Source organism: Vibrio sp. RW, from assembly GCF_027587105.1.
In the GTDB taxonomy this organism is placed as follows: domain Bacteria; phylum Pseudomonadota; class Gammaproteobacteria; order Enterobacterales; family Vibrionaceae; genus Vibrio; species Vibrio toranzoniae.
This window is the reverse complement of the sequence record NZ_JAPPTM010000001.1, coordinates 311,426-334,750: the sequence shown is the minus strand read 5'-3', so window position 1 is coordinate 334,750 and position 23,325 is coordinate 311,426. Positions and strand designations below refer to the sequence as shown.

Below are 23,325 nucleotides of genomic sequence, written 5' to 3'. Positions count from 1 at the left end.
CCCTTTAGGAGCCCTGAATTTATTATCGATTATTGTGCTTTAATGAAACGGTAGTGCTTGGTTTCTGAACAAATATCGCTTGAGGTACACACTTGGTACTCCACATCAATCGTACCGTTGTGACGGAACTTGTCGACGTATGAGTTGTAGTCTGTAGCACCAACATTTTTGCCATTACGTTTAATCACAAAGTAGTCGTTGGTGTCGTAATCCCATGCCAGCTTAACGCGAGCTTTGCCGTTCGGATTTTTGTTACCAAACTTCAGTTTTAGTGGGAAGGCATCGTTTGAACTGCTTTCAATGTTGATGGATTTGCTGGTAGACGTAGTAACGCCAGCATCGTCTGTCACGGAAAGTGTTACCACATAATCGCCAGCTGCTGCGTAAGTATGACGAGTCATTTCACCATTCAGCATGTTGCCATCGCCTAGGTTCCATTGGTAAGAAACGATCTGGCCATCGCTGTCCGAACTTGTACTGCGTAGCTCTACTTCTTTACCAACAATGGTGTGTTCGAATGAAGAGATTGGCGGTACGTTAGCATTGCCTGCTTCGTATGATGCTTTTAGGTTTGCATCTGCATAATCTGAGTAACCCAGAACGTTAATGGTATAGCGACCTGCTACTGGGCTTTCAATGACACAGACTTCATCGGTCACGGTTTCACTCTTACAAATATTCTCTTGAGAGCTTGGTGCATAGTCCAGGCCGACATACATATCTGGGTCACCAGTAGAGACAGCCAGATCAATCGTCAGCTTGTCTTGGCCTTCTGGTACTTCGATATCGAAGTAAGTTTTCGAACCTGTTTCGCCAGTCACGGTTTGAGCTTGGCCATTGATTAGATTTTGATATTCCGGTTCTGGCGGCAATGGTGGCTCGCCACATGGACTGACACCGACTAGGTTGAACGCAGCAACAACGTCATCGGCACTGTAGCCAAGGTCGGTTGCTGAGTTTTTCACGCCACAAGCACCTTGCCAGAAGTCACTGTTTTCTGACCAGTAGATTTGGTTGGCTAGCACGAACAATTCAAACGCTTTCTTGGTGTCCCAACCTTGTGTGGTTGCTAGGTGGTAGAATGCTTTATTGAACACACCAGAGCTGTAGTGCACGTTCAAGCCATCGTAGTATTCGGAGGCGTTGTTGATTGATGAGCCATCGCGTGATGGATCGTCCATGTAACGCAAAGCTCCTTCTTCTTTAAAGATATCACGGCCGACCATCCAGTCATTAGTGCCTTTCATGTAGTATTCAGCGGCTTCACCAGCCATATCAGAGAAAGCCTCATTCATACCACCAGATTGATTTGCATAGACTAAGCCTGAGTTTTGTTCCGTGAAGCCATGGCTCACTTCGTGCGCTGATACATCTAAGCTGACAAGTGGATAGAAGAAGCTTTCACCGTCGCCAAAGGTCATTGCTTTGCCGTCCCAGAAAGCATTCTCATAGTTGGAACCGTAGTGAACACGCATCATAAGTTTGAAAGAGAGCGGAGCGGTGTCAAACCAGTTCTTATACATGTCGAACACAATGTTACCGAAGTAGTGGGCATCGTTGAGTGGTGAGAAGGCACCATTTACGGTTTTGTGTTCGTTACGAGGGCATTCATAGCGGTAAGTGGTGTCGCCATCGGTAGCACCATTGAGGTCAACGGTGACAACATTTTCCGACTCCATCACACACTCTGTGCCATTTTCCAACACATCTAGGTAGTGGTAATCAGTACCGTATTCGTACATGCCTGTTTTTTCGTTACCACCGGGGCCAGTGCCAACCTGTGCGTGAGCAATACCTTCCCAGCGATCAATAACTTCGCCCGTATGTGCGTCTAACATGGTGAATGGTCGAGTAGGGTGCTCGCTGCCTTCGACAAGATAAGAGACAACGTACACTAGGCGTGTTTTATCCGCTCCTTGTGTGCCAATGCCTTGTTTACCGGATCTTTGGGTGGATGCGCCCTGATAAATAAACAACTCATGTTGGACATTGTCTAGAGATTGGCTGGTTAAGCCTTGAGTCTTGAGGTCTTTACTCGCAAGAGCAACGGCTTGAGAGCTATTGATGGATGGTTTCACAAACGATCGTTCTAGGGTTGTAGTTCTAAGGTAGAGGCCTTGAACCGACTTAAGCGCCCCACCTTTCACACTTTGGGTCGCATTTAGATAATGCCCCCAAACTGGTGTGCCCCAAATGTTCTGTTGAATCTTAACTTTGTAGGTACCACGCTTTTTGAGGCTAACTTCTTTTACCATTTTGAAGTTAGAGGCGTTACTGACACCTAACTGGGCGTTCAACCCTGAGAAGTTGGTAAAGTTGATCGGTTGATCGATTTTAACGGATTCATTTGCATGAACTGACAAAGACATAGCACTGGCTATAGCAACGGCAACTAAACGCTTTCTTATTTTCATTGTTATTTTCTCTTTCTATGTAAATTCAAAGAAAAAGTAACAAAACTAATACAATGTATTTACATCATTCGGTCTGATTATTTAGTAGCATGGCAGTGATCTCTTTTATTCATGAAATTTATATTTGTCATATTTACAGATAGTTATTGTTTCTGTTTATTTTTGAACGAACCCGCGTCTTTTATTTATACAATCATGATACTTTTATTAAGTGTTAATTTTCATTGATAATTAAGTCTTTAGTACAAATTGATCCGTGCCTCAATTAATGGTTTTTGGGTTGATAGAAGGATCAACGATTTCAAAATGTGATTTTAAGCAGAAGGTTATTCAGCGAATTTACAAGCAATCTTGATAAGGAATTGAAGATTTTTAGGCTTATGTCTCGAGTTATTTGTTACAGGAAGCAGGGGGAATTAACCACTTATCTTGGCACAGAGCACAAAATCTGCTGGATGAAAAAAGCCAGTGACGAGGTCACTGGCTTAGATGAGCTTAGTTTATACAGATTACCAATTAAAGGTACGCAACTAAGGTTCGTAACGAATTACTGCTTCTTACCGCCCACTTGAACGTAGTCGATGCCGATAATACGGTTGATGATACCCACAACAGAGCTTGTATCAGAGTTTGTTGAGCGAATTGTCTCAACTGTTGCACCTTCTGGTACTAATTCCATTGCACGATCTTGAGTGTTACCAGGAACTTGGAAACCCACAATATTGAAGCTTTCAGCGTGCGCTGTGTAAACTTCATCGTTGTGATTAATACCTGAACAACCTGCTAGAGAGATAACGCCTAAAACACACAATAACTTTTTCATAAAAACACCTTAAGAATGATTGGGAGTTTAGATAGTAAGCTTATGGCTTCAACTGCTAACAAAGTACGAGTTAACGAGTAACGGTTTACTTTGCTACTACTTAGCAGTGCTGTAATGACAAGCCATAAACGACAGTGTCATGATTACCTAGACTCAATAAGTTCATTGGGAGACAGCATCTCCCGACCGATGTTGAACATTATTCCAGAGGTGTTTTGTAGTTACTGTATGGGTTTGTCATCTGAATCATTACATATCTGAATGGTAATAGTGAATACCGCACCCTTTAAGGTTTGGCTTTGGCCAACTTCCACGGTTGCGTTGTGTTGAGCACAGATCTTATCGACGATAGAAAGTCCCAAACCATGGCCGCTCTTGGCTTTGTTACGCGCTTTGTCGCCAACGTAAAACGGTTCAAACAGGCGGGCTTGATGCTCTTGTGCGACACCATCACCATCATCATGTACTGCGATTTGTAGCTGATCTTGATGCACGCTGGTTTCAATTGAGACTTGAGAGCGTGCGAATTTCATGGCGTTGCGGACGAGGTTATCTAAGGCGCGGTTCAGTAGTGTTTCATCCGCCTTTATCAATTGAGCTTGTTCAGGCAGTGATAAGTCTATATTGAGCTCCGTCTCTTTGTTCCAACGAATAATCGCGTGATTGAGAAAGCCTCTTATCTCTAATGGTTGTTGTCGGTTTTCGAGATCAATGCTATCGAGTTTGGCGTAGCACAACAGTTCATCGACCATCTTTTCCATCTCTTCCGTATCTTCGACAATACTTTCTACGGTGTCTTGTTGAGCTTCGTTGAGTGGCGTGTCTTTGAGCATTTCAGCTTGCCACTGGATACGAAATATTGGCGTGCGTAGCTCATGAGCCACTGCGTTGGTGAGCGAGCGATTACTCTCAATTAAGCGATGAATGCGGTCAGCCATCAGGTTGAAAGACTTATTCAGTGAGCCGATGGCAATGCCGCTTGAAGTCTCTGCTCGTGAAGAGAGATCCCCTTCTGCAAAGCATAGGGTGGCGTATTCAAGCTTTTTGACGCGGCGGAAGATAATAACTAGATGACATAAGCCGTATAAGATAAAACTTTCAAGGAAGAATAACCAAATAAGGTCATCTTCTAGCTCGATTTTTTGCCGAACGAATGCTTCATTGTCAGGTAGGTAATGATAGGTATTGTCACTGTCTGTTAGGCGAAACCATAGATCACGTTCATCATCGTGAAAGATAAAGGCATTCGGGTTGGTACTAAAGAACTCTGAAACAGGGCCTGGTATTTCATCTTCTGAGCTGAGCGTGACCAGTTTATTTCGTGTGGTTTCTGCAAACTGATTTATCGCTTGGTGAGCCGCTTCAAGGCCTTGATTTTTTGCGATGTTTGCTATGAGTTGTTGGTGGGCCGTCGCTTCGTAATCTTCCATTACATATTCGTAGTCGGTATTGAGCTGGTAGACAGAAATCTCGTAGGCAAAAAGGCCAGTCATAAAGCAAACTAACAGCCCAAGTAGGGACTCCAAATAGATACGTCGCATAATCGCTCTCTTTCATTACGCTCGTATTGAGCGAGGTTAACGCCAGGCGGTCGAAACAAATAAGTAACCTTTCCCGCGAATGGTCTGAATTTTCTCTGCTGGTGTGTGATCGTCACCGAGTATCTTTCTTAGGCGTACGACCTTGTTATCAATGGTCCTATCGATCCCGTCATACTCAATCCCGCGCAGTGTTTGGGTTAAATAGTCTCGTGATAACGGAGTATCAGGGTTATTTGCTAATAACCATAGCAGGTCAAACTCACTGTCCGTGAGTGATAAAACTGAACCTGCAAGTTCACATTTTTTGTAGATGTTTCTTAACACGAGCTGATCAAACTGAAGGGTGTCTGAGTCATCGACAGAAGGAGCGTAGGCTTCTTGACGGCGCATGAGCGAGCGAACCCTTGCCAGCAGAACTCTTGGCTTGATTGGTTTGGTCACATAGTCATCGGCCCCTATTTCTAAACCAGCGACGTGGTCAAAATCGTCATCACTGGCGGTCAACATCAAGATTTTACCTTTATAAAGCGTACGCGTCTGTCGGCAGATTGTAAGCCCATCGGTTACAGGAAGCATTAAATCCAGCAATACGATGTCGGGTTGTTCGGCAAGAATGGTTTGCGCGGCATTACTGCCATCGTCCAGAACCAATACATCAAAATCTTGCGCGACAAAGTAGTCTTGCAACATCTTCTGAAGTTTCAAATCGTCTTCCACGATGATCATTTTAGGTTTTGTCATTCCATTTTCAGCCTTATTGGGTGTTTAACTTATTGAGATTTTTTGAACGAGTTTGATTCTATGGTGATCTATTGTTGCATATTGAATTCAAATGCTTCGCGAACAATATCTGACGTAAATGATTAAACACTTTCTACGGTAGTTCAATGCTGATTTTGAATTAGTGAGCAAAATAAAAAACAATGTTCAGAAAGCGCACTTATTCTATTACCTTCGTAAGGACGATAGTCACAGTCTTAATCAATAGAGTTTACCTTTTACACAGGAGTTAATAACGGTATGCACTACTATCGAAATACATTACTGACATTACCTTTACCTCTAACTTTCAGCGTTAGAATCTGCTTTTAAGACGATCTGCCTAATTTTTACAGAATATTAATTTGATTGAATTTTGTACTTTTTAAGTGAAAACATTCGACCAATAACCATCACACCTCAAATCTTTAATTAATTTAATTAGGGGGCTAAATGATATTTAAGTGATTGTTTTTATTTAATTTATTTATGTATTGACGGTTTGTTGTTATGGGTTTGTTTCAAATAATAATTTGAACCCTAACTAAATTTCTGTCATTTTATATTTAACTAAACGTTCAATAAAAAATAAAAGGACTAAAAAATGCCGAAGGTTGGGATGCCTGATATACGTAAACCACAGCTCGTACAAGCCACGATGACCGTGATTGATCGAGTGGGTTTACATGCCGCAAGTATTGCTTTGATCAGTAAGGAAGCGGGAGTTTCAACGGGCATCATTAATCACTATTTTGGTGGAAAGCATGGCCTGCTTGAAGAGACTATGCGTGAAATTCTTCGCCAATTATCCAACACCATTACCACGGCATTAAAAGCACTCCCTGTTGATGCTCACCAGCAGAGGATTAATGCGATCATTGAAGGGAACTTCGAAGGCTACCAAGCCGAAAACAAGGTCGCAAAAACGTGGTTGGCATTTTGGTCATATTCGATGCATGACCAACAATTGAAAAGACTTCAGCGCGTGAATGAAAGACGTTTACTTTCGCATTTACGCCTTGAGTTGAAAGGTATTCTTAATCATGAACAGGCGGAGCTCGTTGCTCACGGTATTGCTTCTTTGATTGATGGTTTATGGCTGAGAGGCACGTTAAACCCTGAAGGTATCGATGCCCAAAAGGCGCGCGCTATTATCAATGACTACCTTGATAAGCAACTGACGTTTTACTCGTGTCACTCGAATAAAACCTAGTCATAGCATTCGAATTACAAACACTCACATATAGACCTGTAGAGTCTAAAACAATAATTAAGTCAGAATCTCAAATGGAAATGAACTCATTATATATCGATGGCGAAGCAGTTAAAGCAACGTCTGGTGAAACCTTTGATAGTATTAATCCGGCAAACGGTGAATCTATCGCAACTTTGGGCCAAGCATCTTCAGCGGATGTGGATAGTGCTATCGAATCGGCAAAACGTGGATTTGCGGTATGGTCAGCAATGTCAGCCGTTGAACGTAGCCGTATTCTTTTAAAAGCTGTAGAGATACTTAGAGCTCGAAATGATGAGCTTGCTAGCCTTGAGGTTGTTGATACGGGCAAACCGTTGCAAGAAGCAATTGAAGTGGATGTGGCGTCTGGCGCGGATGTTATTGAATATTTCGCAGGCCTTGCTCCTACTCTTCAAGGCGACCAACAACCGCTTAGTGAATCTCAATTCTTCTACACACGTCGTGAACCGTTAGGTATCTGTGCAGGTATCGGTGCGTGGAACTATCCAATTCAAATCGCAATGTGGAAATCAGCGCCGGCACTCGCGGCGGGTAACGCCATGATTTTCAAGCCGTCAGAAGAAACGCCGCTAACGGCACTTAAGCTCGCTGAAATTTTTACCGAAGCGGGGCTTCCTGATGGTGTGTTTAACGTGGTTCAGGGAGATTATCGCGTTGGCCAGATGCTGACCGCACACCCAGACATCGCAAAAGTGTCATTCACCGGTGAAATTGGTACAGGTAAAGCCGTGATGGGCGATAGCGCCAAAACGCTTAAATCGGTCACTATGGAGCTTGGTGGCAAATCACCAATGATCGTGTTTGATGACGCGAAATTGGATGATGCGGTCTCCGCTTCCATGGTCGCAAACTTCTATACCCAAGGCGAAGTATGTACTAATGGTACTCGTGTTTATGTACACGAAAACATCTATAACGCATTTATTGCTCAACTTAAAACACGCACTGAAAAGCTGATCATTGGTGATCCAATGAAGATGGATACTCAGGTTGGCGCGTTGATTTCTAAAGAACACCTTGCAAAAGTTCTTGAAGCGATTGAGCTAGCTAAACAGTCTGGTGCAACCCTGTTAACTGGTGGTTATCAAGTAACGGCCAACGGCCTAGCGAACGGCAACTTTGTTGCTCCAACCGTGTTTGTGGATTGCGAAGACAGCATGCCACATGTCCAACAAGAGATCTTTGGTCCAGTGATGTCGGTAATGAAGTTTACTGACGAAGACGACGTTATTCGCCGTGCTAATGACACTAAATATGGCCTTGCTGCTGGCGTATTCACGCAAAACCTTTCTCGCGCTCACCGAGTTATTCATCAAATGCAAGCCGGTATTTGCTGGGTTAACACATGGGGTGACTCACCTGCAGAAATGCCTGTCGGTGGCTACAAACTTTCGGGTATTGGCCGTGAAAATGGACCAGAAACTCTACTTCACTATACGCAAACCAAGAGCATTCTTATTGAGCTAGGCGATTTCGCCAGCCCATATGCCTAACGCGTAACACTCAACTCAACGGAGAAACAAAATGGAACAACGCTACGATTATATTATCGTCGGCGCGGGTTCGGCCGGCTGTGTGTTAGCGGATAGACTAACAGAGAGCGGTGAACATAGCGTTTTATTATTGGAAGCTGGTGGTACGGATAAGAGCATTTTTATCCAAATGCCAACGGCGCTTTCTTACCCAATGAATACTGAAAAGTATGCGTGGCAATTTGAAACAGAGCAAGAGCCGGGCCTTGATGGACGTGAACTGCATTGTCCACGTGGCAAAGTATTAGGCGGTAGCTCATCAATTAACGGTATGGTTTATGTGCGTGGCCATGCGTGCGATTTTGATCAATGGGAAGAAGAGGGTGCGGCGGGCTGGAACTACCAAGCCTGTCTGCCTTACTTCCGCCGTGCTGAATCATGGAGCAAAGGTGGTGATGAATACCGTGGCGACAATGGTCCAGTAGGCACTTGTAACGGCAACGATATGGAGCTTAACCCGCTTTATCAAGCATTTATTGATGCAGGTAAAGACGCCGGTTACCCAGAAACACAAGACTACAACGGCTACCAGCAAGAAGGCTTCGGTACCATGCACATGACAGTAGACAAGGGTGTTAGAGCCTCAACCTCTAATGCTTATCTGCGCCGTGCATTGAAGCGTTCAAACCTTACCTTGAAAAAAGGCATCGTGGCTCGTCGTTTCTTGCTTGAAGCACAAGATTCAAAAGGTCAATCAGGCTTGAAAGCCGTTGGTGTCGAGTTTGAAAAGTCAGGCAATACTCAAGTTGCTGTGGCGAACAAAGAAGTGATTTCGTCAGCGGGCTCTATTGGTTCTGTTCAATTGCTGCAGCTTTCTGGTATCGGTCCGAAATCCGTACTTGAAAAGGCAGGCGTTGAGCTGAAACACGAGCTGAATGGCGTGGGTGAGAACCTGCAAGACCACTTAGAAGTGTACTTCCAATATCACTGCAACGAGCCTATTACTCTCAACAGCAAACTTGGCTTGGTGAGCAAGGGCATGATTGGAGCAGAGTGGATTCTGACTCGTAAAGGTTTGGGTGCTACTAATCACTTTGAATCATGCGCGTTCATTCGTTCACGCAAAGGATTGAAGTGGCCGAATATTCAATACCACTTCCTACCAGCAGCAATGCGTTACGACGGGCAAGCGGCCTTTGATGGTCATGGCTTCCAAGTACACGTTGGTCCCAATAAGCCAGAAAGCCGCGGTACGGTGGCGATCACTTCTGCTGATCCACATGCAAAGCCAGAGATCATTTTCAACTACATCTCGACCGAACAAGACCGCCAAGATTGGCGTGACTGTATTCGCCTGACGCGTGAGATTCTGTCTCAACCTGCAATGGATGTGTACCGAGGTGAAGAGATTCAGCCTGGTCTCAACATTACTTCTGATGAAGCGATTGATGAATGGGTTAAGCAGAACGTTGAAAGCGCCTACCACCCTTCATGCGGCTGCAAAATGGGTTCAGACAACGACCCAATGGCGGTGCTTGATGAAGAGTGTCGAGTCCGCGGCATCGACAACTTACGCGTGGTGGATTCATCTGTTTTCCCAACCATTCCAAATGGCAACTTAAACGCACCAACCATTATGGTGGCTGAGCGTGCTTCTGATTTGATTCTGGGCAAGCCTGCACTTAAAGAACAAGACGTTCCAGTGTGGATTGCGCCTGAATGGGAAGAGAAACAAAGAATAAATAAACCAGTAAGAGAGGCGTAAGTCTCTGTTACTGAATAAAAATAAGAAAATCAGTAATAACAAAAATTAGTAAAAAGTTAGCAGAACTTCCCTTACTTGTATGAGTTAGGGCAGTAAAAGGAAAGATAAAAAGGAATCATTATGACGACTCAACATAAACAAACCGCAACAAAAAAGCCTTTAGCAAGCAATGCGTTAAAAACGAAGGCGTTCGCAACATTAGCCATCAGCTCATTTGCATTTGGTGCTAATGCTTCTATTGAACCACAGCAATGTGAAAACGTGCGTTTCGCTGATGTTGGCTGGACAGACATTACTGCAACAACTGCTGTTACATCTGAACTATTAAAAGGCCTTGGTTACAAAACCAAAACCGACCTACTTTCAGTACCGGTAACTTATTCTTCAATGGCCAACGGTGATATTGATGTCTTTTTAGGTAACTGGATGCCAACTATGGAAGGCGATATTGCTAAGTACCGTGAAGCGGGCACTGTGGAAACCGTTCGTGCCAACCTTGAAGGCGCTAAATACACACTAGCCGTACCAAAATATGTGTACGACTCTGGTGTGAAAAGTTTCACTGATCTCGCAAAACATGCCGACAAGTTTAAAGACCGTATCTACGGCATCGAACCGGGCAACGATGGTAACCGTTTAATCCAATCAATGATTGATTCTGACGCATTTGGCTTAAAAGATTTTAGCCTAGTGGAATCAAGCGAAGCAGGCATGGTATCTCAAGTATCACGCGCCGCACGCCGTAGCCAATGGATTGTTTACCTTGGTTGGGCACCTCACCCAATGAACAGCAATGTTGAAATGGAATACCTATCAGGTGGTGATGAATTCTTTGGTCCTAACTACGGCGGCGCAAATGTTTACACCAATGTTCGTTCAAACTACCTGTCTGAGTGCGCAAACGTCGGTCAACTTTTACAGAACCTAGAGTTTACTCTAGAGATGGAAAACCAGTTGATGGAAGAAATCCTTAACCAAAACGTTAAGCCTGAAAAAGCGGCTCAACAATGGCTAAATAGTAACCCACAGCAAGTGGAAGCTTGGTTAGACAACGTAAAAACACATAAAGGTGAATCAGCAACTCAAGCCGTTACTGACTACCTAAAGCAGGTAAAAGCTTAGTTCTCTACCCAGTTACATAAATAACAAAGGTGAGCTTCGGCTCACCAATAATCAAAGGCAATATTGTGAATTTTATTACGGAAAACAAAATCCCTGTCGGACAATGGATGGAAACTGGTGTTGACTGGTTAACAATTAACGCAGCAGGTTTTTTTGATGCTATTTCTATCTTCTTGGAAACCGTTATTCTTTTTTTAGTCGATGTATTTAAATGGATGCCACCTGCGCTGCCAATCGTGATCACGGCGGCAATCGCATGGTATTTACACCGTAAACTGTCGTTGGTGATCTTTGTTGTCGCAGCGCTTCTCACTATCCTCAACCTTGGCTATTGGCAAGAAATGCTGGAAACCTTTGTTCTCGTCTTTGCGGCGACAACGATTTCCGTATTAATTGGTGTTCCAGTTGGCATCATGGCAGCTCATCGTCCTTGGCTCTATACGCTGCTGCGTCCAGTGCTTGATTTAATGCAGACAGTCCCAACGTTTGTGTACTTGATTCCGACCTTAGTGCTATTTGGTTTAGGTATCGTTCCTGGCTTAATCTCGACGATCATCTTCGCGATAGCATCGCCGATTCGTTTGACCTATCTGGGTGTCACAAAAGTACCAGAAGAATTGATTGAAGCAGGTAAAGCTTTTGGTGCTAGCCGTATGAAGTTGCTACTCAAAGTTGAATTGCCGGCGGCTTTACCCAGCATCATGGCAGGTATCACACAGTGCATTATGTTATCGCTTTCAATGGTAGTTATTGCGGCACTGGTAGGGGCTGATGGCCTTGGCAAGCCAGTCGTTCGAGCTCTAAACACAGTAAACATTTCACAAGGCTTTGAAGCCGGATTAGCGATTGTTTTAGTAGCAATTATTCTTGATCGCTTGTGCAAAACACCAAACCAGAAGGAAGCTTAATTATGTCTCTAGTAAACAAAAGTGTGCTTGAAGAAAGTAAAGCTATGGATGCTATTACTATTAAGAATCTCGATGTTGTGTTTGGTGACAAAGCTAATCAAGCGCTTGAACTACTCGACCAAGGCAAAACTCGCCAAGAGATCATCGATGAAGCGGGCCAAGTAGTGGGTGTCGATAATGTTTCACTGACCGTTAAAGAAGGCGAAATCTGCGTACTCATGGGGTTGTCTGGCTCGGGTAAATCTTCACTGCTTCGCGCTGTTAACGGTTTGAATGAAATTAGCCGTGGTTCATTGGCAATCAAAGATGGCGATAAGCTGGTTGATTTAGGCGAACAGTGCGACGAAGCGACATTGCGCCACTTACGTACACACCGTGTTTCTATGGTGTTCCAAAAATTTGCTTTAATGCCGTGGTTAACTGTATTAGATAATGTCGCGTTTGGCCTTGAAATGCAGGGTGTCGCTAAAGATGCTCGCCGTGCTAAAGCGCGTGAGCAACTGGAGATGGTTGGCTTATCAGAGTGGGAAACAAAATTCCCTCATGAGCTTTCTGGTGGTATGCAGCAACGTGTGGGTTTGGCGCGTGCTTTTGCGATGGATACTGACATTCTATTGATGGATGAACCCTTTTCTGCGCTTGATCCTTTGATTCGTGCGCAACTTCAAGATGAACTGATTGCGCTACAAAATAAACTTAACAAAACGATTTTGTTTGTGAGTCATGACCTTGATGAAGCGCTAAAGATTGGTAATAACATCGCTATCATGGAATCGGGAAAACTGATTCAACACGGCAAACCTGAAGAAATCGTGTTAACGCCAAAAACGGAATATGTGAAGGACTTTGTTGCCCACACTAACCCGTTGAACGTATTGAAAGGTCGTTCACTCATGCAGCCTCTTGATTCACTGAGGAAAGATAATGAGAGTTGGAAGATTTGTGATTCAAAAGATTTATGGATAGAACAGACTGAAGGGTCATTATCGGTAAAAGGTGAGCCAACTTTGGCGCTTGTTGAGTGGAATGAATCTGACGATCTAACCGCGATTAGCGAGTCGAGTGTTGTAGTGGCGAGCCCTGAGATTGGAATGCGTGATGCGATTAAATTGAAACAGATAAGTAATAACCCAATTCTGTTGGTTGAAAACAATCAATTGGTTGGTATTTTGGATAACAGTGAGTTTTACAACGCGCTAATAGGGAATTTTCAACTCAACAGTGCCGCTTAATGGTTTGAGCTGAGTTAACTCGTTTTCTAACGGATAAAATAGGTAGTGAGGTCGCGAGATCTCACTACCTATTTGACTAAATCGTCTTTTTATTTACCAACAACTTCTCGCCTTTTCTTACCCTGTTCGTCTCTTTAAGGCCAAATATCGGCACTCGTTAAACAAAAATGTTGGTCTGCGCAAATTCAGAAGCATAGAAAAGATTGAGAATACTATGAACATAAGTACAATGCGGAAAAAATCAATGAATTAATTTATCAATTTACAGTGTAATTCGAACGTGCCTGACTTAATCACTTAGGACATCTAATCACTTCGACGCTGTAAAGCCACTCACAATATATTAGTACAAAGGTCTGCATCTTGGACAAACATGACGAAATCCTGGTCGCTATTCGACAAATTATTCGCGCTATCGATTTACACTCGAAGAAGCTGAGTAAAGAATATGGTATGACTGGCCCTCAATTAATCTTAATGAGAGCAATCCAAGAAATGGGTAATGTGACAATCAAAGAATTGTCTAATCAGACCAATGTAAGCCAAGCAACGACGACGACGATCATCGACCGTCTAGAGTTAAATGGTTATGTACAACGAGTGCGCAGTTCGTCTGACCGCCGCAAAGTTCACGCGAACTTGACTGAAAAAGGGCAAGAGTTGCTTAATAACGCGCCCCCACCACTGCAAGATAACTTTGTTAAGAAGTTCCAAAATTTAGAACCGTGGGAGCAAAGCTTACTGCTTTCTTCAATGCAGCGAGTATCAGCAATGATGAACGCAGAAGACATCGACGCCGCTCCCGTTCTTCAGCTTGAAGGAATTGCAAACGTAGCTAAGAGCTAGGGTTTGAATTAATTTTAATAGATTTCAAATGGTCGCTTTTAGCGGCCATTTTTGATCTTGGCCTCCTTACTCCTCAGATTTTACTGGTACAAATCACCTTTTAGTTGTGGCCTGTCGATACAAATTGGGCCTGAGAAAGACCGATTATCAGCGAGTGTATCTGTATAGGGTATTGCATCAAGTTCATACTGACATATGATGATTATCTTCTCGTTGTGTCTCATCTTATATGCTCCTTCTAAGCGACAAAACTTTTTTCAAGATAAGCACATCCTATAAATCGAAAATAACAACCTTAAAGGGCTTGTTTGGTGTCTTAAAATGGCTAAATTAGGGTGTTTTAAGTTGCTGTTTTTGTTGGTTTTTAATTTGGTGTTTTCTTAAGATCGCAATGGTAGTCTTAGCTTAATTTCTTTAGGGGGCTAAATGGACACCAATAACAGCACTTATCATCACCACAGTTTTGTTCAGCAAGACCTGTCTGAAATGACATTTACAGCCTGTACGTTTATTTGTTGTGATTTCAGACGTTCGAACTTACGTGACGCAACCTTTATTAACTGTAAGTTTATTGAGCAAGGCGATATTGAGGGATGCCGCTTTGATATTGCCGACTTACGAGATGCAAGCTTCCAAAATTGCCAGTTGGCAATGGCGAATTTTAGTAACGCGAATTGTTATGGTATTGAGCTACGTGATTGTGACTTGAAAGGGGCGAACTTTACTCGTGCTAACTTTGCCAATCAGGTAAGTAATAGAATGTATTTTTGCTCAGCGTATATTACGGGCTGTAACCTGTCATACGCCAATTTTGAACAAGCTTGTTTAGAGAAGTGCGAGCTGTTTGAAAACCGTTGGATTGGTACTTACCTTGGCGGCGCGTCACTGAAAGAGTCGGATCTCAGTCGCGGTGTGTTCTCGGAAGACGTATGGGGGCAATTCAGTATGCAAGGTGCCAACTTATGCCATGCTGAATTAGAAGGGTTAGATCCTCGCAAGGTAGACACATCGGGGATTAAAATCGTCGCTTGGCAGCAAGAGCAACTGCTTGAAAGCATGGGTATTGTTGTCATGCCAGATTGATAGGTTCGGTGAAGTTGAGCGAGTAATGCGCTCCGAAACTAAAAGCGCCCGAAAGCGAATAACTTTGGGCGTTTTTGTTTCTCTTGAAACGGTCAGTTTAATATCGATGCTCGAAAAGAGACGGCAAGTTATGAAAAGTGGAGTTTAGTGCATGCCTGAACGCATTTTGTCACTGAGCGCAAAGAAAACGAATAGAACAATACACACAAGGGCTGTACCCAGTGCCACAAGGATTGTTGTCGCATCTGTCGAGAGCAGTGGAACAACGATAGAAGCTAACGCTACCAACATAACAAGGATATGAACGATTCGTCCGAGAATTGGATTTTTATGACAGAATGAAGCCCACAGGTAACGCATTTTTAACACCAGTATAAAATTAGTGGGTTTATTCTATTTTATTATTGAGTGTTTTGTAAGTAATTTTCGTTACAGGAAACGGTAAGTATGATCTAAGTCGTTTTAGTATAAAACTGATTAAATAACAGAGGGTTATTGATTTTAGAGAGAGCGCTTATTGTCTGAATGATAATAATATGCCGTATTCTTTATAATGATAAGTCAAATTTTGTTCGATTTTTAGTTTTTTGGCTGAAAGTCTCATTTATTGGTTTTTTGTAAAAAGGTGGATTTTTTGACCATTAAGCGTTGTACATGAAATTCAAACTAGAACCTTTTCCCAAACGGTGATTCGTTTATGGTATTTATCAGAAAGAGTGTTCGATTTGGGAGCATGGTAATCTTGTGAGCGATATCTGTTTGATATACTTATTGTTCGCTCGGTAAAGGTGATGGAGATAATATGTCGAAAACCGCGAAGATCATTAATGAAGATAAGCTGGTGAAAAAAGCAGTCGAGGTCGGTTTTAAGATGGCAAAATTGCAGGGCTTTGATTTGCCACATTCATCTCAACCAATAAAGGTCAAAGCGGTGTATTTGTTTCTTGTTGAAGTGAACCAGATAACGCCGTTACCCGAAAGTAAGCTTGATGGAGCAAACATTAAAAAGCGCTTAGCGTTATGGATACACAAAGCATTACCTGACAATGACCCTCTAAAGTAAGTAAAAGTTAAACGGGTGTATCTGAATCCGTTTCTTTTTCAGCTCGTTATTACTGCTTTTATACTAGAAACCTAACGATTCGTCGCTAGGTTTTTTTTTGGCTAACATTTCCAATAGTGACTTATAGATACCACTGTTTGGAGTGCTTTCAGTTAGCGACTTATTGGACGCTGACTGCCATCTCTTTAGCTAGAAATTACTTATCAATTAGATTCTAGGTTTGACTCAGTAAATGGCTTACTACCTATTAAACATGGGCTACTCGGCTACTTAACGCCATGCTCAAAAAGCTCCTATCCTCAATCTCTGTCTAACTACTTTTTGTGTCTGTTCCTTTAAAAATACGTCTCGATAACTTCACCTCAATAAATACATTAGAACTCAAAGTATTGTTTGATTCATGCAATAAGCTAAATTATGTGATCTATATCACATAATTTAGCTTTGTGGCGTTAATTTGTTGATCTTTATGCTGTGAAAATGCTCATAATGGAAAGGAATTTAATTAGAGTTCGAAGGAAAAAGTTAGATATGATTACATCAGCGCCTTGGGGGCTATATTCGGAGATTGTAGAAAAAAGCAATGAGAAATGGATTTTTCGTGAGCCCGAAGTTTCTGATGGCAACGATATCTACCGCTTAATTTCAGAATGCCCACCATTAGATGTTAATTCTTCATATTGCAATTTTTTGCAGTCTACTCACTTTAGTAAAACTTGTATCTTGGTTGAGCACAAAGGGGACCTTGCCGGTTTTATTTCTAGTTACCAGAAGCCGAGTGAGCCTAATGTACTATTTATTTGGCAAGTAGCCGTTGACCCTCGGTTTAGAGGTAATGCATTAGCTTACAAGATGATTGATGCTTTACTTAAGCGAGAATTGATGGAGGGGATCGATGCTATTGAAACCACCATTACCAAATCAAACCAAGCATCTTGGGCACTATTCAAAAAGCTAGACGCTAAAAATGGTAGTTCCGGAGAGGTGACAACATTCTTAGATGAGAATGTTCACTTCAACGGTCAGCACGATACTGAATATTTATATCGAATTCCCTTAAATAATCACAAACTAATAGGAATTAAATAACGGCCTTATCATGGATATTTTTAAAAAGCAGGAATCTAACGTACGTTCATACTCGAATAGTTTTCCAGTCACCTTTAGCAAATCAAAAGGTTGCTGGCTTGAAACAAAACAAGGTGATCGTTACCTCGATTTTCTTGCTGGAGCAGGATCTCTAAATTACGGTCACAATAACCCAATCCTTAAGCAAGCACTGCTTGAGTACATTGAAATGGATGGAATTACACATGGCTTAGATATGCATTCAGAAGCCAAAGCTGAATTCCTAGAAGCACTGAGTCGCTTCATTTTGGAACCAAGAGCCTTAGATTACAAAGTTCAATTTACCGGCCCTACAGGAACAAATGCAGTGGAAGCTGCAATCAAGTTAGCTAAAAAAGTGAAAGGCCGAAGCAGCATTGTTGCGTTTACTAATGGCTTTCATGGCTGTACTGCTGGTGCACTGGCTGCGACTGGTAATCAACATCACAGGCAAGGTGCAGGTTCGGATCTCAACAACGTTACGCGTTTGCCGTTTGAAGGTTACGCTGACATTGATGGATTAAAATTGTTCGAAACGATGTTAACCGATAATTCAGCCGGTATGGATAAACCAGCAGCCGTTTTATTGGAAACGGTTCAAGGTGAAGGCGGGCTTAATGTCGCTTCAAATGAATGGTTACAACGATTAAGTAAAATTTGTAAGGCCCACGATATATTGTTAATTGTGGATGACATTCAAGCTGGCTGTGGGCGAACGGGTACCTTTTTCAGCTTTGAGCCTTCAGGTATTAAGCCTGATATTGTAACACTGTCTAAATCTATTAGTGGTTATGGCTTACCGATGGCCATCGTTTTATTAAAACCTGAATTAGATAAGTGGGAGCCGGGAGAGCATAACGGTACCTTTCGAGGTAATAATCATGCCTTTATCACTGCGGCTAAAGTGCTGGAAATCTATTGGGCAAATGATGATTTTGAAACTCATGTCCAACACTGTTCAGGCTTGGTTGACGAAGTTATTCAACGTAATATCAAACGCTACCCTGAGTTGTTTGTTCAACGTAAAGGGCGCGGAATGATGATTGGTATTGAATGTAAAGATGGAAACACTGCTGACGATATTGCTAAAACATGTTTTAACAACGGCATGGTCATTGAGACAGCAGGTCCAAACGATGAAATATTGAAGTTCTTTTGCCCGCTAACTATATCGGAGTCGGAGCTAATACAAGGCCTAACTATTTTCGAAAACTCAGTTGAAGTTATAGCAACCAAGTATTTCAAGAAAGCATCGTAATAAGGATAATAAAATGATTGTTAGAACACTTGATGAATGTCGTAATAGCGAAAGACGTATCGTCTCAGATAACTGGGAAAGTACTCGTATGCTGTTGAAAGAGGACAATATGGGTTTTTCATTCCATATCACGACAATCTACGAATCGACAGAAACACATATCCATTACCAAAATCATTTAGAATCAGTTTTTTGTATGAGTGGAGAAGGGGAGATCGAAGTGGTTGGTGGTAAAACCTATCCAATTAAACCTGGAACGCTTTATATCCTTGATAAGCATGACGAGCACTATTTACGCGCATATAAAAACAAAGAGATGGTCATGGCTTGTGTGTTTAACCCGCCAATTACTGGGGCTGAAGTTCACGACGAAAACGGTGTCTATCCACTGGTTGACTAGCGTTTTTGGGAGGGGGGAACATCCCCCCTATTCTTTATTTACTTAGCCTTCAAATTTCTTAATTATTAAGGTCTTTTATGACATTTACCGTAGAAAAAATCGGCGGTACATCAATGACAGCATTTGATGCTGTGCTAGACAATATTATTCTCCGCCCTAAAAATCCATATAACCGAATCTTTGTTGTATCTGCGTATGGCGGTATGACAGATGCATTACTGGAATGTAAAAAAACTGGTAAACCAGGCGTTTATCAACTTATCGCTAAGCGTGACGACTCATGGAAAGACTCTCTGTCTTATATTGAAAGTCGTATGTTGTTGACTAATGAACATATCTTCGCTGATCCAATGAATCGTATTAGAGCGGATAAGTTTATCCGGTCTCGCATTTCAGAAGCAAAAAACTGTATCGCTAATATTCTTGAAACATGTCAATACGGGCAGTTTTCACTACGACATTACTTACCGCAAATTCGAGAGTTTCTTGCTTCTATTGGCGAATCACATAGTGCATATAACACAGCTCTTAAACTGAAAAATATCGGTATAAATTCAACTTTTGTCGATTTGTCTGGTTGGGATAACCAACAACCCCTAAGTTTGGATGAGACAATTAAAGAAGCTTTCTCTAAAATAGACGTGACTAAAGAATTACCTATTGTTACCGGTTATGCCTATTGCAAAGAAGGGTTAATGCATACTTATGACCGTGGCTACAGCGAGATGACATTCAGTCGCATCGCAACAATAACTCAAGCATCGCTTGCGGTTATCCATAAAGAGTATCATTTCAGCTCGGCAGACCCTAGAGTCGTCGGTGTTGGTTCAGTGAATCCCATTGGATTAACTAACTATGATGTTGCCGACCAGTTAGCCAATCTTGGTATGGAAGCTATCCACTCAAATGCGGCTGCAGGTTTACGTGAATGCGGGATTGAGCTGCAAATTAAGAACACTTTTGAACCCGAGCATGAAGGTACACTGATCTCTTCGAATTATCGACCAGATACGGATCATGTGGAGATCATTGCTGGAAAACAGAAAGTTTACGCGTTGCACATCTTTGACCAAGGAATGGTTGGTAAGATAGATAATGTGAGTTATGAGTTAATGGAAATTATTGCGGATGCAAGAGTTAGCCTGATAGGCAAGGAGATGAATGCCAACTCTATTACTTATTATCTTGGTGGTAACCCTGAAAGCTTAAATCAGGTGCTTTATAAAGCTGAGAAGCGGTATCCAAAGGCATCAATTGCTGGCCGTATGGTAGCCATAATTTCAGCGATTGGTTCTCAGATTGATACCAACAAAACACTTGCTAATGGCGTACTGTCATTGATGAATAATAGCGTAACTCCTATTGCTTTACACTCGTCGATGAGAAATGTCAATGTGCAATTTGTCGTGAATGATGACAAGTATCAACAAGCGATTTGTGCACTACATAAAGAGTTTTTTGATCAAAATAAAAAAGCTAAAAAATCGGTGAGTGCTGCCTAAAATATAGTAGTGGGGATGAGGCATCTCCACTACTATATTTTTGTAGAATGACTATATTTTTATAGAATACAGAAGAAAGTGATTAGAGCCCTAAAGTAACCTTTAGTTTATTTTGGGGCTCTTTATCGTTCTCTATAAAGGTATCAACAGAATTACTCCTGATACTTATCAAGCTTGTTATAAAGCGTTTTAATACTAATCCCTAAGTCTTGAGCTGTTTCTTTTTTGTTGCCTTCGTTCTCTTCGAGTGTATTGATTATTGCAGCTTTCTCTATTTTTTCGAGAGACACACCAGCTGGAACCATCTCTTCAACCGTTGTTCCAGTTTCCAAAGGTGGAGTGTCAAAAATTAAGTGCTCATCTTTAATCGTGTCGTCAGCTAATATAAATGCCCGTTCAATACAGTGTTTTAATTCCCTTACATTCCCTGGCCATGCATGAGCTGAGATCTTTTGAAGCGTTGAGGTAAAAATAGTTTTTGCTGTAGCTTCATTTGCATTGCGATGAGCAATGAAATGTTTAGCCAAGCCGACGATATCGTCGCCTCGTTCACGCAAAGGGGGAATATGTATGGGGAAGTGAGCTAACCTAAAGTATAAGTCTTCTCTCAAAAACAGCTCTTCAATCGCAACTTGTGGATCTCGGTTTGTAGCTGCAATGACCCGAGTATTAGCGATGCTAAATGTGTTACTTCCCACTGGGCGGTATTCTCCAGTCTCTAAAACTCGCAATAATTTAACTTGATGTTCAAGTGGCATCTCAGTGATTTCATCGAGAAATAGTGTGCCACCTTCTGCTTGTCTAAATACACCTTGGTGTGCTCGATTTGCGCCTGTGAAGGCTCCTTTTTCATGACCAAATAGTTCACTATCTACTAATTCTGGGCTGATTGCACCGCAGTTAATCGCGATAAAAGGTTGGTTCTTGCGATCGCTAGCGAGATGGACAGTTTGTGCTACAAGCTCTTTACCCGCACCACTTTCTCCGACTATTAGTACATTGGCGTCCGTTTTAGCGACTCTTCTTAACGTTCGATACAGCTTATGCATTGGCTTAGAAGAACCAATTAACATCCCAAATTGATCCAAGTCGCTTGTGGAAACTTTACGTCCTTCTTCCTGTTTTTGTAGGAAGTACTGACTAAAGTCAGCTAGAGTATCTTCTAAAATCTGTATATCAACGGGTTTTCTATAGTGGAAAATTGCACCATGGCTCATCATTTTTTCTAAGTTTTTATTTGGCGAACCGGAACTAATAATAATTAGGTCAGTTTCGTCCAAACTTTTAACACTAGATAGAGCTTTAAAATCATCGTTAGTGAACCGAGATACTTCCACAATAGCAGTATTTGGTTGGAGTTGTTGTAGCTTGTCAATCCAATGAACATCCGTTGTACTCTGTATGATTTCAAAGTTTGACGATTCATTTAGAGAGTTTACTTGAGACAGTAATTGTTCGTCTCTTAGCTCTAAGAACAGTGTCGGTAATGACATGATTTAACTCTCTTTTTATACGACAAGAAGTGATATCGATAATACCACGATACCCTTCAAAGACGAATCTATCATTTACTATACGCCAGCCAAATAAGTGAAATAGTAATAATGTTATTAACCAGAGTAAGGGGTGATATTAATTAATATTGGTCTGATTTTGGTGATAATTTTTACAACTCTCTCATGTAATTAATACATACGACTTTTATTTTAGTAGTGGGAAATCCAGAAGGAAAGGTGGTAAATCATTTAATATCAATGGGTTATATATCTGGCATGCTGATTGCTTATGTTATAGGTGTAAGTGAACTAAAGGAGATAATTAATGAAAATTACTATAAGTAAAATATTATTAGCTACTTTGATTGCTACTTCTTCTTCTGCAGCTGTCGCTGATAGCATGTGGAAGAAAGAAACGCTCGACGCGTGGGTTGATGGAAAAGCAGAGACCACTTTATTATTGAATTATAATTTGAATTCATTTGATATTAATACCTATGTTAAAGATCAAGTTGTTACTTTGACTGGTTCGGTTAGAAATAAAACTGAGAAGATGCTTGCTGAAGAACTAGTGTTAAGTTTAAAGGATGTTAAGGCTGTGAAAAATAATCTTACGGTTATAGAAAAAGATGGTGAAAAAACGCAAGAAGCCGTACAAGCCTTAACAGATTCTCATATAAAGACACTTGTTATCACTCGTTTGTTAATGAATACCAATGTTAGTGGTACCGATATTGAAGTCGAAACCGAAAATAGCGTTGTCATATTGAAAGGTTCTGTTGTATCTGACGGAGAACACGATCTTGCTTTATCTATAGCGAACAATACACCGAATGTAGAGGAAGTGATTGATAAATTGGATATTATCTAATTTATCTATTCCTAATCAATTTTATCTAAAAAATAGAGGAACTATTACGATTCGTTGTTCCTTAACATTTTTTGCAATTTCATTACTGGTTTCGATGGTAATGATTCTAATGAATAAAAAATAAACACTAGGAGTTTATATGAAAATCAGATCAATTGTTTACCGTTTTCTTACCGTTATGGGTATTACTCTTGCTCTTGCTGCATGTAGTGACGATGGTCCAATGGAACAAGCGGGAGAAAATGTAGATGAGGCGGTAGAAGAGACTCAAAATACAATAGAAGATAGCTGTGAAAATGTTAAAGAGCACCTAGGTGCGGAAGACGAAGATTGCTAGAACGGTCGTCTAGAGTGCAATGAGATACTCCAATCCTCATAAAAAACAATCAACTGAAGTAGGAATTAGAC

21 protein-coding genes are annotated in these 23,325 nt (G+C 41.6%); 15 read left to right on the top strand and 6 right to left on the bottom strand.

The window, feature by feature from the left end; translation table 11 throughout:
• Positions 1-29: 29 nt before the first annotated feature.
• From OCT63_RS01425 to OCT63_RS01410, 4 genes are all read right to left on the bottom strand, one after another.
• Positions 30-2,414 (bottom strand): M4 family metallopeptidase, encoded by a 2,385-nt coding sequence (locus OCT63_RS01425; protein WP_269983052.1) that lies wholly within the window; start codon positions 2,412-2,414, stop codon positions 30-32.
• Positions 2,415-2,961: 547 nt separating this feature from the next.
• Complete coding sequence (locus OCT63_RS01420; RefSeq protein ID WP_161671860.1) at positions 2,962-3,237, bottom strand: hypothetical protein; 276 nt, start codon at positions 3,235-3,237, stop codon at positions 2,962-2,964.
• A 221-nt stretch (positions 3,238-3,458) separates the two neighbouring features.
• Positions 3,459-4,778, bottom strand: coding sequence for a sensor histidine kinase (locus tag OCT63_RS01415; protein ID WP_269983051.1), 1,320 nt, complete (start codon positions 4,776-4,778; stop codon positions 3,459-3,461).
• Positions 4,779-4,814: 36 nt separating this feature from the next.
• Positions 4,815-5,519 carry a response regulator gene (locus OCT63_RS01410; protein WP_060469182.1) on the bottom strand — a complete coding sequence of 235 codons (705 nt, stop codon included), beginning with the start codon at positions 5,517-5,519 and terminating at the stop codon, positions 4,815-4,817.
• Between the two features lie 622 nt (positions 5,520-6,141).
• On the opposite strand from OCT63_RS01410, the gene betI reads away from it, so the two are divergent.
• From betI to OCT63_RS01370, 8 genes are all read left to right on the top strand, one after another.
• Entirely contained in the window at positions 6,142-6,750 is a 609-nt protein-coding gene (gene betI, locus OCT63_RS01405) for a transcriptional regulator BetI (RefSeq protein ID WP_017057752.1), read from the top strand.
• 74 nt (positions 6,751-6,824) lie between these two features.
• A complete protein-coding gene (gene betB / locus OCT63_RS01400; RefSeq protein ID WP_269983050.1) occupies positions 6,825-8,285 on the top strand; it encodes a betaine-aldehyde dehydrogenase in 1,461 nt (486 codons plus the stop codon).
• A gap of 31 nt (positions 8,286-8,316) precedes the next feature.
• Positions 8,317-10,029 (top strand): choline dehydrogenase, encoded by a 1,713-nt coding sequence (betA, locus tag OCT63_RS01395; protein ID WP_060469184.1) that lies wholly within the window; start codon positions 8,317-8,319, stop codon positions 10,027-10,029.
• A gap of 120 nt (positions 10,030-10,149) precedes the next feature.
• A complete protein-coding gene (locus tag OCT63_RS01390; RefSeq protein WP_161679547.1) occupies positions 10,150-11,151 on the top strand; it encodes a choline ABC transporter substrate-binding protein in 1,002 nt (333 codons plus the stop codon).
• Positions 11,152-11,216: 65 nt separating this feature from the next.
• Positions 11,217-12,059, top strand: coding sequence for a choline ABC transporter permease subunit (gene choW / locus OCT63_RS01385; protein ID WP_029627173.1), 843 nt, complete (start codon positions 11,217-11,219; stop codon positions 12,057-12,059).
• 2 nt (positions 12,060-12,061) lie between these two features.
• Complete coding sequence (gene choV, locus OCT63_RS01380; RefSeq protein WP_269983049.1) at positions 12,062-13,291, top strand: choline ABC transporter ATP-binding protein; 1,230 nt, start codon at positions 12,062-12,064, stop codon at positions 13,289-13,291.
• A gap of 363 nt (positions 13,292-13,654) precedes the next feature.
• On the top strand, positions 13,655-14,137 hold the full coding sequence (locus OCT63_RS01375; protein ID WP_060469187.1) for a MarR family winged helix-turn-helix transcriptional regulator: 483 nt from the start codon (positions 13,655-13,657) through the stop codon (positions 14,135-14,137).
• Between the two features lie 426 nt (positions 14,138-14,563).
• Entirely contained in the window at positions 14,564-15,220 is a 657-nt protein-coding gene (locus OCT63_RS01370; protein WP_060469188.1) for a Qnr family pentapeptide repeat protein, read from the top strand.
• Between the two features lie 144 nt (positions 15,221-15,364).
• Here OCT63_RS01370 and OCT63_RS01365 read toward each other — a convergent pair whose 3' ends face one another.
• Positions 15,365-15,580, bottom strand: a complete 216-nt coding sequence (locus OCT63_RS01365) for a hypothetical protein (protein WP_060469189.1) — start codon at positions 15,578-15,580, stop codon at positions 15,365-15,367.
• A gap of 442 nt (positions 15,581-16,022) precedes the next feature.
• Here OCT63_RS01365 and OCT63_RS01360 point away from each other — a divergent pair, with 442 nt between their 5' ends.
• The 5 genes from OCT63_RS01360 to OCT63_RS01340 all read left to right on the top strand — a co-directional run bounded on the left by OCT63_RS01360 (position 16,023) and on the right by OCT63_RS01340 (position 20,550).
• On the top strand, positions 16,023-16,283 hold the full coding sequence (locus OCT63_RS01360) for a DUF5062 family protein (RefSeq protein ID WP_010431978.1): 261 nt from the start codon (positions 16,023-16,025) through the stop codon (positions 16,281-16,283).
• Positions 16,284-16,814: 531 nt separating this feature from the next.
• Positions 16,815-17,372 carry a diaminobutyrate acetyltransferase gene (gene ectA / locus OCT63_RS01355; protein ID WP_161684998.1) on the top strand — a complete coding sequence of 186 codons (558 nt, stop codon included), beginning with the start codon at positions 16,815-16,817 and terminating at the stop codon, positions 17,370-17,372.
• A 10-nt stretch (positions 17,373-17,382) separates the two neighbouring features.
• Entirely contained in the window at positions 17,383-18,648 is a 1,266-nt protein-coding gene (ectB, locus tag OCT63_RS01350; RefSeq protein WP_269983048.1) for a diaminobutyrate--2-oxoglutarate transaminase, read from the top strand.
• A gap of 13 nt (positions 18,649-18,661) precedes the next feature.
• A complete protein-coding gene (locus tag OCT63_RS01345; RefSeq protein ID WP_017057770.1) occupies positions 18,662-19,048 on the top strand; it encodes an ectoine synthase in 387 nt (128 codons plus the stop codon).
• Between the two features lie 77 nt (positions 19,049-19,125).
• Positions 19,126-20,550, top strand: coding sequence for an aspartate kinase (locus OCT63_RS01340; protein ID WP_017057771.1), 1,425 nt, complete (start codon positions 19,126-19,128; stop codon positions 20,548-20,550).
• A 152-nt stretch (positions 20,551-20,702) separates the two neighbouring features.
• Here the strand turns inward: OCT63_RS01340 and OCT63_RS01335 are convergent, their stop codons facing one another.
• Positions 20,703-22,043, bottom strand: coding sequence for a sigma-54 interaction domain-containing protein (locus tag OCT63_RS01335; protein ID WP_269983047.1), 1,341 nt, complete (start codon positions 22,041-22,043; stop codon positions 20,703-20,705).
• A 328-nt stretch (positions 22,044-22,371) separates the two neighbouring features.
• Between OCT63_RS01335 and OCT63_RS01330 the strand changes: the two genes are divergently transcribed.
• Together OCT63_RS01330 and OCT63_RS01325 are read left to right on the top strand one after the other, a co-directional pair.
• Positions 22,372-22,917 (top strand): BON domain-containing protein, encoded by a 546-nt coding sequence (locus OCT63_RS01330; RefSeq protein ID WP_161684994.1) that lies wholly within the window; start codon positions 22,372-22,374, stop codon positions 22,915-22,917.
• A gap of 139 nt (positions 22,918-23,056) precedes the next feature.
• A complete protein-coding gene (locus OCT63_RS01325; RefSeq protein WP_161671847.1) occupies positions 23,057-23,254 on the top strand; it encodes a hypothetical protein in 198 nt (65 codons plus the stop codon).
• Positions 23,255-23,325: the final 71 nt, after the last annotated feature.